The organism is Streptomyces sp. NPDC006140, assembly GCF_040628815.1.
Lineage (GTDB): Bacteria > Actinomycetota > Actinomycetes > Streptomycetales > Streptomycetaceae > Streptomyces.
Genome location: NZ_JBEXTS010000008.1, coordinates 71,045 through 84,175 on the forward strand (window position 1 = coordinate 71,045; position 13,131 = coordinate 84,175).

The window sequence follows — 13,131 nt, forward strand, 5'->3', positions numbered from 1 at the left end:
GCGTGGCGTCGCGGGGGAAGGCCGAGCGGCGTCGCGGCGGAGAAGAGAGGGGTGGCGTCGCGGGGGAAGGCCGAGCGGCGTCGCGGCGGAGAAGAGAGGGGTGGCGTCGCGGGGGAAGGCCGAGCGGCGTCGCGGCGGAGAAGAGAGGCGTGGCGTCGCGGGGGAAGGCCGAGCGGCGTCGCGGCGGAGAAGAGAGGCGTGGCGTCGCGGGGGAAGGGCGAGCACCGTCGCGGCGGGACTCACGTGCGGGCCAGGTGTTCCGGTGTCCGTGTGATGTCCAGACCCGCCGACCTGGCCAGCCTCGCGAACGCCCTCGCGTCCGCCACCGCCGCGCCGCCCGGGTCGTTGTTGAAGTACGCGTAGACGTCCTCGCCGCCGGTCCAGGTCGTGGCGACGCGGTCGAGCCAGGTGGCGAGGGAGCGGCGGCCGTAGCGGGGCCAGGGGTGGGCGCGGCCCTGGTGGAAGCGGACGTAACCCCAGTCGGTCGTGCGCCACAGCGGAGTCGCCGGGCGGGCCAGGACGTCGGCCCAGCACAGGGCGGCGCGCCGGGACTCCAGGACGGAGCGGACCTCCGGCGTCCACCAGGAGTCGTGGCGGGGCTCGACCGTGACCCGGGTCGAGGCCGGGAAGCAGGCCAGGCAGGCGTCCAGCAGACCCGGGTCGGCGCGCAGGTTGGGCGGGAGCTGGAGGAGGACCGGCCCGAGCCGGTCGCCCAGACCGGCCGCGTGGCTCATCAGGCGGTGCACCGGCTCCTCGGGGTCCTTCAGCCGCTTGATGTGGGTCAGATAGCGGCTCGCCTTGACCGCGACGACGAAGTCCCCGGGCACCCGCCCCCGCCAGTCCTCGAAGGTCTCCCGGGCCGGAAGCCGGTAGAAGGCGTTGTTGATCTCGACGGTGGCGAAGTGCCCCGCGTACTCCTCCAGCCAGAGCCGCATCGGCAGCCCGGACGGGTACAGGACGTCCCGCCAGTCCTTGTACTGCCACCCGGACGTACCGACGTACAGGGTCATACCTCCATCAAAGCACCGGATGCCACGGAGGGGGCGGTGGCGATCCGGTCCTCCGGGCCGCTACGCGTCGGCGCGCGTGTGGAAGCGGTAGAACAGCAGCAGGAAGACGCCTGCCGTGACCAGCACCGACGTGATGACCACCGGGCGGAGGTCGTCGCCGGTCTGGCTGTAGAGGAAGCCCAGCGCGACACCGGCGAAGACGGCCCGGAGCAGGGCGTGCAGGGCGTGCAGGTCGCGCCGCAGGCGCCGGGTCACCTGCACCACGGCGACGCAGACGGCCACGAAGGCGAGCGCACTCCACACCCCCCACGCCAGATCCGACCCGGTGATCGGACCGCCGTGGCGCCGGTTCACCGCCACCCAGTTGCCGTAGACGAGACCGAGGGCGACGGGCAGGACCCACCGCGCGAGGCGGTGGGCGGGTTCGCTGAACACGGTGGGTGCCGTATGTGCCATCAGGCCCTCCTCAGTCCCGGCGCAGCGCGGTGCCGCCGCCGCGCACACCCTGGCACGCCCGGGTAACAGGAAGGTGAGAGGCAGTTGTGTCCGCCCAGGGCTACAGGTACAGCCCCGCGTCCGTGCCCTCGCGCGGCTCCGGCAGGGCCGTCGGGGACGTGCCCCGGCGCAGCGCGTACAGCTCGGCCAGGGTGGCGCCCTCGCGGCCGATGCCCTCCTCCGTGCCGAGCCAGCCCACCGCCTCCCGGCGGGTCAGCGGACCCACCTCGATGCGGGCGAGGCAGCGGCCGGGGCGCACGACGGCCGGGTGGAGGCGCTCCAGGTCCTCGTTGGTGGTGACGCCGACGAGGACGTTGCGGCCCTGGCCGAGCAGTCCGTCCGTCAGGTTCAGCAGCCGTGACAGCGCCTGGCCCGCCGTGTGCTTGGCCTCCCCGCGGATCAGCTCGTCGCAGTCCTCCAGGAGCAGCAGCCGCCAGCGGCCCTTGCCCGTCGCGTCCTCCTCGCCGATGGCGATGTCCATGAGGTAGCCGACGTCGGAGAACAGCCGCTCGGGGTCCAGCACGCAGTCCACCTGGCACCAGTCGCGCCAGGAGCGGGCCAGGGTCCGCAGCGCCGAGGTCTTGCCGGTGCCAGGCGGGCCGTGCAGCAGCAGGAGACGGCCCGCGATGTCCTCCGGTGTCGTCTTCATCAGGCGGTCCATGGCGTCCGCCACCGGCGCCGTGTAGTTGGGCCGCACCTCGTCCCAGGTGCCCGCCGCGATCTGGCGTGTCGTGCGGTGCGGGCCGCGGCGCGGGGAGACGTACCAGAAGCCCATCGTGACGTTCTCCGGCTGCGGTTCGGGCTCGTCCGCCGCGCCGTCCGTGGCCTGGTCGAGGACCTTCTTCGCCAGCTCCGCGCTGGTCGCCGTCACCGTCACGTCGGCGCCCCGGTTCCAGCGGGAGATCAGCAGCGTCCAGCCGTCGCCCTCCGCGAGCGTGGCGCTGCGGTCGTCGTCCCGGGCGACGCGCAGTACGCGGGCGCCGGGCGGCATCAGCGTCGCGCCGGAGCGGACGCGGTCGATGTTGGCCGCGTGGGAGTACGGCTGCTCGCCCGTGGCGAAGCGGCCGAGGAACAGCGCGTCGACGACGTCGGACGGGGAGTCGGAGTCGTCGACGTTGAGCCGGATCGGCAGCGCCTCGTGCGGGTTCCCAGACATGCCGCCATGATCCGGCACGCGGGCGCCGCGTGCACCCGGTTTCCCGGTGCGCACGCGGCGTTTTCGCAGGTGCGGGTCAAGCCCCGAGGCGGGACACCAGCCGGCGTGCCTGGCGTGTCCTGCGGACCACGGCGTACCCCTTGGTCAGGGCGCGGTCCCTGGCGAACGTACGGGCGATCGCGCGGCCTTCGACCAGCCGCTCGAACTCATCGGTGCCCGTGCTGCGGCGCACCGTCACGCGCCGCAGGGCGTACGGCCCCTGCGTCCGGCGCGCGAGGGCGTTACCGACGGCGAGGGCCTGGGCGTACCCCGTCTCGCGCACCGCCTGCCGGACCCGGCGGCTGGAGTAGCCGTACGGGTAGGCGAACGAGGCCGGTACGGTGCCCAGTTGGTCCGCGACGATCTCCTTGCAGTGGATCAGCTCGAACCGCAGGGTGGCCTCGGAGACCTGGTCGAGCTGCGGGTGGCTGTGGCTGTGCCCGCCGATCTCGACGCCCGCCGCCGCGAGTTCGCGCACTTGGTCCCAGTCCAGCATGGTGTCCAGGCCGCCCCCGGTGTCGTACGGGCCCCTCAGCCACCCCGTCGAGACGAACAGGGTGGCCGGGAAGCCGTGCTTGGCGAGGGCGGGCAGGGCGTGCCGGTGCACGCCCTCGTAGCCGTCGTCGAAGGTGATGAGCACCGGCCGGTCGGGCAGCGGGCGGCCCGAGCGCCAGCGGGCCGCGAGATCGGCCGTGGTGAGCGGGGTCATGCCCCGGTCCGCGAGCACCGCCATCTGCCCGGCGAACGCCTCCGGGGTCACGGACAGCGCCCGGGTCGCCTCGTTCGGGTCGGTCGCGACCGCGTGGTACATCAGGATCGGTACGCGGGTGTCGTCACTCACGGGCCGTCACCTCCACCGCGGGCACCTGGAACGTCGTCCCGCCCCGGCGGGCCCGGACGCTGCCGACGACGTATCCGCCCGCCGCCGTCAGCACCCCGGCCACGATCGCGCCCGCCCGGCCCGCGCCCCCGGGCCGGGCCAGCACGGCGTCCCGCAGCCCCCGGGCCACCCCGGCCGGCAGCACCCGGGTCGCGTACCGGCGCTCGGACTCCAGGCCCTTGTCGGCGCCGACGCTCCGGGCCACCAGGGCCTTGGAGAGGCCCTCGGCGTACGCGCGCGTGCGGAAGTAGCGGAAGTGCTCGCGGACCTCGGGCACCCGGTGGTGGATGACCGCGCGGTCGTCGATGAGCAGCACCGCGTCGGGCCGGGCGCGGCTGAGGCGGATGCACAGTTCCGTCTCCTCGCAGCCCAGCGGGCGTTTGTCGCCGTCCCGGCCGATGCCGGTGGCGAAGCCGCCCGCCGCGTCGAAGGCGCTGCGCCGGAACGAGGCGTTGCCGCCGAGCACGTTGCGCACCCGGACCCGGCCGCGCGGCAGGCCCCGGTAGGTGCAGCCCACCACCCAGTCGAACTCCTCCGGGAACCAGTCGGGCCGCCGCCCCGACGCCCAGACCGGCACCGTGCGCCCGCCGACCGCCAGCACCCGCGGGTCCTCGTACGCCTCGGCGAAGTGCCGCAGCCAGTCGCGCTCGGCCACGGCGTCGTCGTCGAGGAACGCCACGACCTCGCCGCGCGCGGCGGCGATGCCGGTGTTGCGGCCGGCGGACAGGCCGCGGGGGCCCGCGTTGGCGAGCACCCGCACGTCGCCGGCTTCCTTGTACTCCTTGCCGAGACGGTCCAGCAGGGCCTGGTTGTGGTCGACGACCAGCAGCGTCTCCAGGGCCGGCCGGGACTGCGCCCGCACCGAGGAGACCGCCGCGAGGATGTCCTCCCAGCGGTCCTCGGTGTAGGCGCAGATCACGACGGAGACGTCGGGACCGCTCAACGCACCTCTCCCCGGACGGCGTCGAGCATCGGCGACCGCTCCGGACGGCGGCGCAGCGCACGGCGGTTGGAGCGCTCCTGGAGGATCACCCGCAGCACGCGCAGCCCGTCCCGCACGGCCCGCAGGTTGCTCGTGCCGTGGATGCGCAGGTACTCGTGGCTCGGGATCTCCTGCACCTTCAGCCCGGCCTTGACGACCCGGATGTTCATCAGCGTCTCGACCTCGAAGCCCGTGCAGTCCAGGTCGATCTTGTCGAGGCAGTGCCGCCAGAAGGCGTTGTAGCCGTAGCACAGGTCGGTGTAGCGGGCGCCGAACTTGCGGTTGACGACCGTGCACAGCGCCCAGTTGCCCATCTTGCGGATGAAGGTCATGTCGTCGGTGCCGCCGCCGTTGGCGAAGCGGGAGCCCTTGGCGAAGTCCGCGCCGGAGACCAGCGCGGAGACGTACGACACGATCTCGTTGCCGTCGGCCGAGCCGTCCGCGTCGACCATCACGATGATGTCGCCGGTGCAGGCCTGGAAGCCGGTGATCAGGGCGTCGCCCTTGCCCTTGCCGCGCTGCTCGACGACCTTGACCCCGGGCCACAGCTCGCGGGCCACCTGGACGGTGTCGTCGGTGGAGTTGCCGTCGACCAGGACCACTTCGTGGATCCAGTCGGGCAGGGTCTTGAAGACGTACGGAAGGTTCTCCGCCTCGTTCATGGCCGGGATGACCACGCTCACCGGCGGCGCTATCGCCAGGTGAGAGGAGACGGGCCGGTACTTCGCCGCGGTCGGCGGACGTTCGTCCGTCACGGCCGGCTGCAGAACTGAGCTCATGAGTCGGGGCCCTCTCGTCCGGTGGACCGCCCCCCCAGGGCAGTCCGGATCCAGTCCGGTTCGAAAGGGGGGTTCTCACCCGTGGCACGCCGAGATGGAGCTTCGGGCACGCCGGGTGAGCTGGCAAAGCTGGCCGGCCCCGGAAAACGGCAGCCGACCGCGCGGCACGGCCCGGAGACAGTTGCGGTCACCGAGCACGGCACCCCCCTACCGCGCCCCGCGCCGGTACGTCGCGGTCCTTGAGCCCTCCCCTAGAGCCGCGTACTGACGGACCGATGCGGGTGAGATGTATGACGGTATTGACGATTGAACCCGTATGGCAAGACCTGGAACGGCCCCTCACGTTTTTGTTGGTTTGGTCGTTGCGGGAGGTGCTTTGTGGGGCGCAAGTTGAAAGGTTCCCGTCACATAAACGCCGTTCCCCGGCAGGCGCGTCACGCCTGCCGGGGAACGGCCGTTCAGATGTTCGTGCTTACGGCACGAGCTGCAGCAGCCGGTTCGGCGAACCCGAACCCGCGCTCGTGACCTTGCCGGTGATGGCGCCGCCGACCAGGGCCGAGGCGACCTGGGCCGGGGAGGAGGAGGTGTGGCCCGCCAGGTAGACCGCCGCGGCGCCCGCGACGTGCGGGGTCGCCATCGAGGTGCCGGAGATGGTGTTGGTGGCGGTGTCGCTGGTGTGCCAGCCGGCCGTGATGGAGGAGCCGGGCGCGAAGATGTCCAGGGCCGAGCCGTAGTTGGAGTAGCTCGCCTTGGCGTCCGTGCTGGTGGTGGCGCCCACCGTGATCGCCTCGGCGACCCGGGCCGGAGAGGACGAGGAGGCACTGGTGCTGCTGTTGCCCGCGGCGACGGCGTAGGTGACGCCGCTGGCTATGGAGTTGCGGACCGCCGTGTCCAGGGCGGCGGAGGCGCCGCCGCCGAGCGACATGTTGGCGACCGAGGGGCCCGAGTGGTTCTTCGTCACCCAGTCGACGCCCGCGATCACGCCCGCCGTGGTGCCGGAGCCGCTGTTGTTCAGCACCCGCACGCCCACGATCTTCGCCTTCTTGGCGACGCCGTAGGTCGAGCCCGCGATGGTGGTGGCCACATGGGTGCCGTGGCCGTTGCCGTCGGAGGCGTTGGTGTCGCCGTCGACGGCGTCGTAGCCGTGCGCGGCCCGACCGCTGATCTGCTGGTGGGTGATGCGCACACCGGTGTCGATCACATAGACCGTGACACCACTGCCCGCGCTGTCCGGGTAGGTGTAGGTGCCGGAGAGCGGGAGCGAGGCCTGGTCGATGCGATCCAGGCCCCAGGGGGCGTTGGTCTGGGTGGCGGCGAGCGTGACGCGCTGGTCCTGCTCGACGGAGGCCACCGCGGGGTCGGCGGCGAGCCGCCGGGCCTCGGTGGCGGAGAGGGCGGCGGAGTAGCCGTTCAGCGCCTTGCCGAACGTCCTCTTGACCGTGCCGCCGTACTCCTCCACGAGATCCTTGCCCGCGGCCGAGGACGCCTTCAGGCCCGCGCTCTTCTTGAGCGTGACGATGTAGCTGTCCTTGACGGCGGCCGGGGAGTCCGCGGCGAGCACCCGGCCCTCGGCGGGGGCGGCCTGGGCGGGGAGGGCGGTGAGACCGCCCACGAGGGCGGCGGTCGCCGACAGGGTGACCGCGGCGAACCCGAGTCTCTTGCTACGCAGTTGTGCCATTACGAGGGAGTCCTCCTCTAGGCGGCGCGCGCCTGGGTGGGGCGCGCGTCATGTGGGGGGTGTGCGCGTGCTCGCGCACACGGACCGGGAGCGTCGCGTTCCGCTCGCGGCCGGAGTAAAGCGTCGGCCATCTACCGGCGTAGAACAAGAGAGTTGAGCACTAGTCAACAAATCTGTCATGTCCGCGTAACAACGAGTCCCGAACGCGTAACACGACGTGCGGTGAACGCGCCGTGAGCATCCCGGAAAGGGCCGAAAAGGCTTGGCATGGACACTTCCTGTCAACACGCGTAGCTGCTACGACGGTTATGGCAGAGATCCTGCTAAAGGGAGGTTCCATGAGACGTTCCCGATTTGTCGTCCTCGTGAGCTCACTCCTCCTCGCCGCCGGCACCGCCCTCACCGGGGCAGCCACGGCGCAGGCGTCCTCACTCGCCGCAACTGGCGGCTATGTGGCGCTCGGTGACTCCTACTCCTCCGGAGTGGGCGCCGGCAGCTACATCAGCTCCAGCGGCGACTGCAAGCGCAGCACGAAGGCCTACCCCTACCTCTGGGCCGCCGCCCACTCACCCTCGACCTTCGACTTCACGGCCTGCTCCGGCGCCCGAACGGGTGATGTTCTGTCCGGACAGCTCGCCCCGCTCAGCGCCGCCACCGCCCTCGTCTCCGTCAGCGTCGGAGGCAACGACGCCGGGTTCGCCGACGTCATGACGACCTGTGTGACCCAGTCCGACAGCGCCTGCGTCTCCCGCATCAACACCGCCCGGGCGTACGTCGACTCCACCCTGCCCGGCAAGCTCGACAGCGTGTACTCGGCGATCCGCTCCAAGGCGCCGGCCGCCCGCGTCGTCGTGCTCGGCTACCCCCGCTTCTACCAGCTCGGCACCACCTGCCTCGGCCTCTCCGAGACCAAGCGCAAGGCCATCAACGACGCCTCCGACCACCTCAACACCGCCATCGCCAAGCGCGCCGCGAACCACGGCTTCACCTTCGGCGACGTACGCGGCGCCTTCACCGGCCACGAGATCTGCTCCGGCGACTCCTGGCTGCACAGCGTCAACTGGCTCAACATCGGCGAGTCCTACCACCCGAAGGCGCCCGGCCAGTCGGGCGGCTACCTGCCCGTGCTCAACGCCAACGACTGACCGTTCAGCCGGAGTCCTGGTCCGACTCGGTGTCCGAACCCGGATCCGAACCCGGGTCCGACTCCGCGTCCGAAGCAGAAGGGGAGGCCCCGCCCGTCGGGGTCTCCGTCTCACAGGTGATCGAGAACGGCACCGAGTCGGACGTCGTGCGCACCGGCTCCCGCACCTCGACGCCGATCTCGTTCTCGAACGTCCCGCTCTCCGCGTCCGTCGTCACGGTCACCGCGTCCTGCTTCGTCCGGCCGCCGCCCTCCGGGAACGACAGCGTCTTCCAGCCGCCGTCGAGCACCGAGCCGTCCTGCGTCACCCAGCGGTAGCGCACCTCGGCCGGCAGCCGCCCCACCGTGAACGTGGCCGTGAACCTCGGCGCCCGCGCGTTCTGCGGCGGGCACGGGCCCGAGTAGTCCGTGCGCGTGCCGTCCAGGGCCACCCGCACCGACTGCGGCGGCGGACTGCTTGCCTCACTCTCGCTCTCGCTCGGCGTCGGGGAGGGGCTCGACTTCCCGTTCCCGGTGTTCCGCGGCGGGCTTTTCGTCTCGGTGGGCGTGCCCACCCCGGCGCCCCGGTCGCCGTTGCCGTCGCCGCCCCCGTTGTTCAGCAGCGCGTACGTCAGCCCGGCCACCGCCAGCGCCAGCGCGGCCACGCCCGCGACCAGCACCCGGCCGGCCCGGCGGTCGCGGTGCTGACCGGTGGCCGTCGCAGCCCCCGAGCCGGACGCGGCCGGCTGCCCCGGGAAGGGCATCGGGGGCGTGCGAGAGGGCTCGGGGTGAGCCGCCACGGTCGGCGGATACGGGACCGCCCGTACGGTGTCCGCGCGCGGCGAGCCGCCCGCGCCGATGATCCGCAGCTCCTGCTCGGCCCGCTCGGCCGGCAGCCGCTGCTCGGGGTCCTTGCGCAGCAGCCCCTCGATGACCGGGGCGAGCGGACCGGCCCGGTACGGCGGCGGCAGCTCCTCGTCGACGATCGCGCGCAGTGTGCTCAGCGGGGTGTCGTGCCGGAACGGGGAGTGGCCCTCCACCGCCGCGTAGAGCAGCACCCCGAGCGACCACAGGTCCGACTCCGGGCCGGGCGTGCGGCCGAGCGCCCGCTCCGGGGCGAGGAACTCGGGCGAGCCGATGACCTCCCCGGTCATGGTCAGCGCGGAGCTGCCCTCGACCATGGCGATCCCGAAGTCGGTGAGCACGATCCGGCCGTCGTTCGCGATCAGTACGTTGGCGGGCTTCACGTCCCGGTGCAGCACCCCGGCCTCGTGCGCCGCCCGCAGCGCGGCCAGCACCTCCGCGCCGATGTGCGCGGCCCGCTGCGGTGCCATCGGTCCCTCGGCGTCCAGGACCTCGGCCAGGGACAGGCCGCGGACCAGCTCCATGACGATCCACGGCCGGCCCTCGTCCGTCGCCACGTCGTAGACCGTGACCACGTTGCGGTTGGCGACCCGGGCCGCGGCCCACGCCTCCCGCTCCAGCCGGGCGTACATCCGCCGCACGTCGTCGCCTCCCAGCCCGGCCGGGGCGCGCACCTCCTTGACGGCGACCTCGCGGTGCAGCAGCTCGTCGCGGGCGCGCCACACCGTCCCCATGCCGCCCTCGCCGAGCGGTGCCAGGAGCCGGTAGCGGCCCGCGATCACCCGCTCATGGCCCGGTTCTTCGGACACGGCGCCCCCATTCGCAGCCGGGCGGAATCTCCATGAGGTCTGTTTTCCCCAGGACGTCGGATTTCCTCACGAACGTAACTCAGCCCAGTGCGGATGCCGCCCCCTTGAACACGAGTCCGGCCCCGAGGACGACGACGGCGAAGGCCGAGCCGAGCGGGGCGGTCCGGCGCACCAGGGCCGCCATCGGCCCCGCCGTCCAGCGGGGGCGCCGGTCCAGGAGCCGGGTCATGCCGCTGCCCGCCTTGACGACGGCGTACCCGGCGGCCGTGAGGGTGAGCGCCAGCCCGACGCCGTACGCGACGACGAGCAGCAGACCGAACCAGGCCTGCCCGAGGGCGGCGGCACCGACGAGCACCACCACGGCGGACGGGCTGGGCACGAGCCCGCCCGCGAATCCCATGAGGATCGTGCCGCGCAGGGTGGGGGCGACGGGGTGGGAGTGGGTGAACCCGCCATGGGTGTGCTCGATGGTGTGGGGGTGGGAGTGGGGGTGGCTGTGGTCGTGCGGGTGGGTGTGCCCGTGCCCGTGCCCGTGCCCGTGCGCGTGGTCGTGATCATGCCCGTGTTCATGATCATGGTCATGCCCGTGGTCGTGGTCATGGCTGTGGTGGTGGTCGTGGTCGTGCGTATGACCGTGCCGGTGGGGGTGCGTGCGGTTGCGCAGGGCGCGGCGCAGCAGGCTCGCGCCGGCCAGGGTCACCAGGATCCCGCTGGCGACGCCGAGCCAGGCGATCACCGAGGGGGCCGCCGCCGAACCGGCCGTGACCAGCAGGCCGAGGGCGACCACGCCCAGGGTGTGGGTGACCGTCACCGAGGCGGCCATGGGCAGGACGTCCTTCATCCGGGCCTGGCCGCCCCGGGCCGCCGCCGTCGCGGCCATGATGGTCTTGCCGTGGCCCGGGGCGAGCGCGTGCATCGCGCCGAGGACGACGGCGATGAGCAGGGCCAGCGCGGCGAAACCGGCCGTGAGGTCGTGCCGGGCGACCAGCTCGTCCAGGGCCCGTGTCCAGCGATCGGCACCGCGCGGCAGCACCGAGGCGGCGGGGGCGTCCGACTCCTCGTCGGCCAGGGCCGGCCCGCCGGGGCGCACGCGCAGCGCGGCGGACGCCGTGTCGGCGGGGGAGGACAGCAACTCCTCCGGGTACGCGGTCAGTTCGCCGGATACCGACTTCCGCGGTACGTCCGACGCGGTCAGCGTCATACGGTCGCCCCGCGCCGTGATCTCCCGCCAGCCCGGGCCGGAGGAGGCGCCCGCGCCGCGGAAACCGAGGGACACGCTCTCCCGGTCCGCCGGGAGCGGAGCGGTCAGTTCGCATTCCACGCGGAGGGTGTCCAGCCCCGCCTGCCCGGGCCGCACGCGCGCGTGGCTGCGCTCGGCGGTGAGGCGGGCGGCCCGGCCGTCGACGGTGACCCGGCTGTCCTGGGCGGCCGCGGCGCACCGCTCGCGGGCCCACAGGGCGATGCCCAGCCGCTCGATCTCCGGTTTCGCCTGGGTCGCCGGGATCTCGGCGAGGTCCTCGACGTGGTGGACGCGGAGTTCGCCGGGGGCGGCGACCAGTCCGTCGTAGCGGTTGACGGTGAAGTTGCCCAGCGGGTGGGCGCTCGCCGTGGCGGCGGGCAGCAGGGTGAGCGCGCAGGCGGCCGTGAGGACGGCGGCGCCGGACGCGAACAGCCGGCGCAGGGTCACCGGTTCCCCTCCAGGTCCTCGAGTGCGGTACGGGCCTCGCGCGCGCCGAGGGGCGAGAAGCCGGGATTCAGGTCCAGCGCGGCCTTGAGGTGGTCGCGGGCGGCGCGCTCGTCGCCGGCGGCGCGTTCGATGATGCCGCGGTGGTAGAGGAAGGCGGCGTTGCGGTAGCCGGTGGCCGTGGCCCGGCGGGCGTACGGCAGGGCTTCCGCGTCGCGGCCGTTGACGTGCAGCGCCCAGGCGAGGGCGTCGGCGGTGTGCACGCTGTGCCGGCGCTCCCACTCGGCGCGGGCGGCGCGCAGGGCCGCCTTCCTGTCGCCGTGGTCGGCGGCGGCCATCGCCGTGTCCAGGTCGGCGTTGACCCCGCCCGCGCGGGCGAGGGACGTCCAGGCGTCCACCAGGGCGTACTGGTCGCCGGCCTTGGCCCGGTCGCCGTCGGCGCCGCGGTCCTCGTACAGCTCGCCGAGCGCGACGAGCGGGCCGGGCAGCGGAGAGCGGGCGACGACCTGCTCCAGCCCCTTGACGGCCGCCGCCCGGTCGCCGCTCGCGGCCTGGGCGCGGGCGCGGCCCTCCAGGGCGGGCAGGTAGCCGTCGTCGGCGGCGAGGGCGCGGGCGTAGTGGTCGAGGGCCGTCCTGTACTCGCCCTGGTTCCAGGCGAGTTGGCCGAGGGCGGTGGCGACGTACGCGATGTCGGCGGGCGCGTGGGCGGAGTCCAGGGCGCGCTCCAGCACCTCGCGTGCCGTGCGGACGTCGCCGCGCAGTTCGCGCACGTACGCGTACCGCGTGAAGACGGGCACGCCGGGGCGCCGGTCGTCCGCGGTGTCGGCGGCTTGGGCGGCGTCGTCGTACCGGCCGAGTTCGACGAGGGCGTCGATACGGGTGCACAGGGCGCGTTCGTTGTAGGGGTTCTGCTTCAGGGCCCGGTCGGCGTACTCCAGGGCGCCCGGGAAGTCGTGCCGTGCGGCGGCCAGGGCGGCACGGCCGGCGAGGGCCTGGTCGTTGCCGGGCTTCAGGGAAAGGGACCGCCGCAGCGCGCGCTCGGCCTGCGGGTAGCGCGAGGGGTCGCCGTTCGTACGGGCCTGCTCCACGTAGGCGACCCCGAGGGTGGCCCAACTGCCGTGATCCCTCGGCTGGACACGCAGGTGCCGCTGGAGGGACGCGATCCCGGCGGCGAGATCGCCCCGGGCGAGATCGCCGGGCGACAGCGCCCCGGCGGCGGACACGGCCTGGGCACCGGCGCCCGCACCGCCGTCCCCCGCACCCCCGAAGGCGACGGCACCGCCGGTCAGCGCGACCGCCAGCAGCGCGGCACACCCGGCCAGATGAGCCGCCCGCCAACGCCGCCCCCCGTCGGCGGCCCGCCGCATCGCGGCCACGCGCCGGTCGACGTCGGCGGCATCGGCGTCGGTGGGGTCGATGCCGCCGTGCGGCTCGCTCCCGGCGCCGGAGTCGCCACCTTCGACCGTCTCCGCCGCACGCGACTCGCCCTCCGTAAGGGCCCCGCCCTCCGGTTCCGTCGGCTGCGGGCGGTCGTCGCGCCTCTCCGGTGTGCTGTCGGTCGTACGCGGAGGCATGACCTCTCCTCGGTCGGGGGTGCTGGTGCGGGAGGGGAAGGCGCGGCCCGTGCCGTGG

General features: G+C 73.5%; 11 protein-coding genes. 1 reads left to right on the top strand and 10 read right to left on the bottom strand.

What is annotated here, in order from left to right; all coding sequences use genetic code 11:
- Window positions 1-239 precede the first annotated feature (239 nt).
- The 7 genes from ABZ386_RS21420 to ABZ386_RS21450 form a co-directional block, all read right to left on the bottom strand.
- Window positions 240-1,010, bottom strand: coding sequence for a DUF72 domain-containing protein (locus tag ABZ386_RS21420; RefSeq protein WP_358965552.1), 771 nt, complete (start codon window positions 1,008-1,010; stop codon window positions 240-242).
- 60 nt (window positions 1,011-1,070) lie between these two features.
- Entirely contained in the window at window positions 1,071-1,466 is a 396-nt protein-coding gene (locus tag ABZ386_RS21425; protein WP_351342894.1) for a hypothetical protein, read from the bottom strand.
- Window positions 1,467-1,566: 100 nt separating this feature from the next.
- On the bottom strand, window positions 1,567-2,661 hold the full coding sequence (locus tag ABZ386_RS21430; protein ID WP_351342892.1) for a DUF5925 domain-containing protein: 1,095 nt from the start codon (window positions 2,659-2,661) through the stop codon (window positions 1,567-1,569).
- Window positions 2,662-2,737: 76 nt separating this feature from the next.
- Complete coding sequence (locus tag ABZ386_RS21435; RefSeq protein ID WP_356673665.1) at window positions 2,738-3,511, bottom strand: polysaccharide deacetylase family protein; 774 nt, start codon at window positions 3,509-3,511, stop codon at window positions 2,738-2,740.
- Between the two features lie 22 nt (window positions 3,512-3,533).
- Window positions 3,534-4,523, bottom strand: coding sequence for a glycosyltransferase family 2 protein (locus ABZ386_RS21440; RefSeq protein ID WP_351342890.1), 990 nt, complete (start codon window positions 4,521-4,523; stop codon window positions 3,534-3,536).
- Window positions 4,520-5,341 (bottom strand): glycosyltransferase family 2 protein, encoded by an 822-nt coding sequence (locus tag ABZ386_RS21445; RefSeq protein WP_356524896.1) that lies wholly within the window; start codon window positions 5,339-5,341, stop codon window positions 4,520-4,522. Before ABZ386_RS21445 ends, ABZ386_RS21440 begins: the two co-directional genes overlap by 4 nt.
- A gap of 472 nt (window positions 5,342-5,813) precedes the next feature.
- A complete protein-coding gene (locus tag ABZ386_RS21450) occupies window positions 5,814-7,019 on the bottom strand; it encodes a S8 family peptidase (protein ID WP_358965554.1) in 1,206 nt (401 codons plus the stop codon).
- Window positions 7,020-7,357: 338 nt separating this feature from the next.
- On the opposite strand from ABZ386_RS21450, the gene ABZ386_RS21455 reads away from it, so the two are divergent.
- Window positions 7,358-8,164 (top strand): SGNH/GDSL hydrolase family protein, encoded by an 807-nt coding sequence (locus ABZ386_RS21455; RefSeq protein ID WP_351342887.1) that lies wholly within the window; start codon window positions 7,358-7,360, stop codon window positions 8,162-8,164.
- 4 nt (window positions 8,165-8,168) lie between these two features.
- On the opposite strand, the gene ABZ386_RS21460 is transcribed toward ABZ386_RS21455, so the two are convergent.
- The 3 genes from ABZ386_RS21460 to ABZ386_RS21470 form a co-directional block, all read right to left on the bottom strand.
- Window positions 8,169-9,815, bottom strand: coding sequence for a protein kinase (locus tag ABZ386_RS21460; RefSeq protein WP_351342884.1), 1,647 nt, complete (start codon window positions 9,813-9,815; stop codon window positions 8,169-8,171).
- 79 nt (window positions 9,816-9,894) lie between these two features.
- Window positions 9,895-11,502 (bottom strand): nickel transporter, encoded by a 1,608-nt coding sequence (locus tag ABZ386_RS21465; protein WP_358965556.1) that lies wholly within the window; start codon window positions 11,500-11,502, stop codon window positions 9,895-9,897.
- Window positions 11,499-13,073 carry a tetratricopeptide repeat protein gene (locus ABZ386_RS21470; RefSeq protein ID WP_358965558.1) on the bottom strand — a complete coding sequence of 525 codons (1,575 nt, stop codon included), beginning with the start codon at window positions 13,071-13,073 and terminating at the stop codon, window positions 11,499-11,501. Before ABZ386_RS21470 ends, ABZ386_RS21465 begins: the two co-directional genes overlap by 4 nt.
- Between the last annotated feature and the right edge of the window lie 58 nt (window positions 13,074-13,131).

Coding starts and splice junctions, on each gene's coding strand:
- ABZ386_RS21420 (WP_358965552.1), bottom strand. CDS start 1,010: ATGACCCTGTACGTCGGTACGTCCGGGTGGCAGTACAAGGACTGGCGG.
- ABZ386_RS21425 (WP_351342894.1), bottom strand. CDS start 1,466: ATGGCACATACGGCACCCACCGTGTTCAGCGAACCCGCCCACCGCCTC.
- ABZ386_RS21430 (WP_351342892.1), bottom strand. CDS start 2,661: ATGTCTGGGAACCCGCACGAGGCGCTGCCGATCCGGCTCAACGTCGAC.
- ABZ386_RS21435 (WP_356673665.1), bottom strand. CDS start 3,511: ATGTACCACGCGGTCGCGACCGACCCGAACGAGGCGACCCGGGCGCTG.
- ABZ386_RS21445 (WP_356524896.1), bottom strand. CDS start 5,341: ATGAGCTCAGTTCTGCAGCCGGCCGTGACGGACGAACGTCCGCCGACC.
- ABZ386_RS21450 (WP_358965554.1), bottom strand. CDS start 7,019: ATGGCACAACTGCGTAGCAAGAGACTCGGGTTCGCCGCGGTCACCCTG.
- ABZ386_RS21455 (WP_351342887.1), top strand. CDS start 7,358: ATGAGACGTTCCCGATTTGTCGTCCTCGTGAGCTCACTCCTCCTCGCC.
- ABZ386_RS21470 (WP_358965558.1), bottom strand. CDS start 13,073: ATGCCTCCGCGTACGACCGACAGCACACCGGAGAGGCGCGACGACCGC.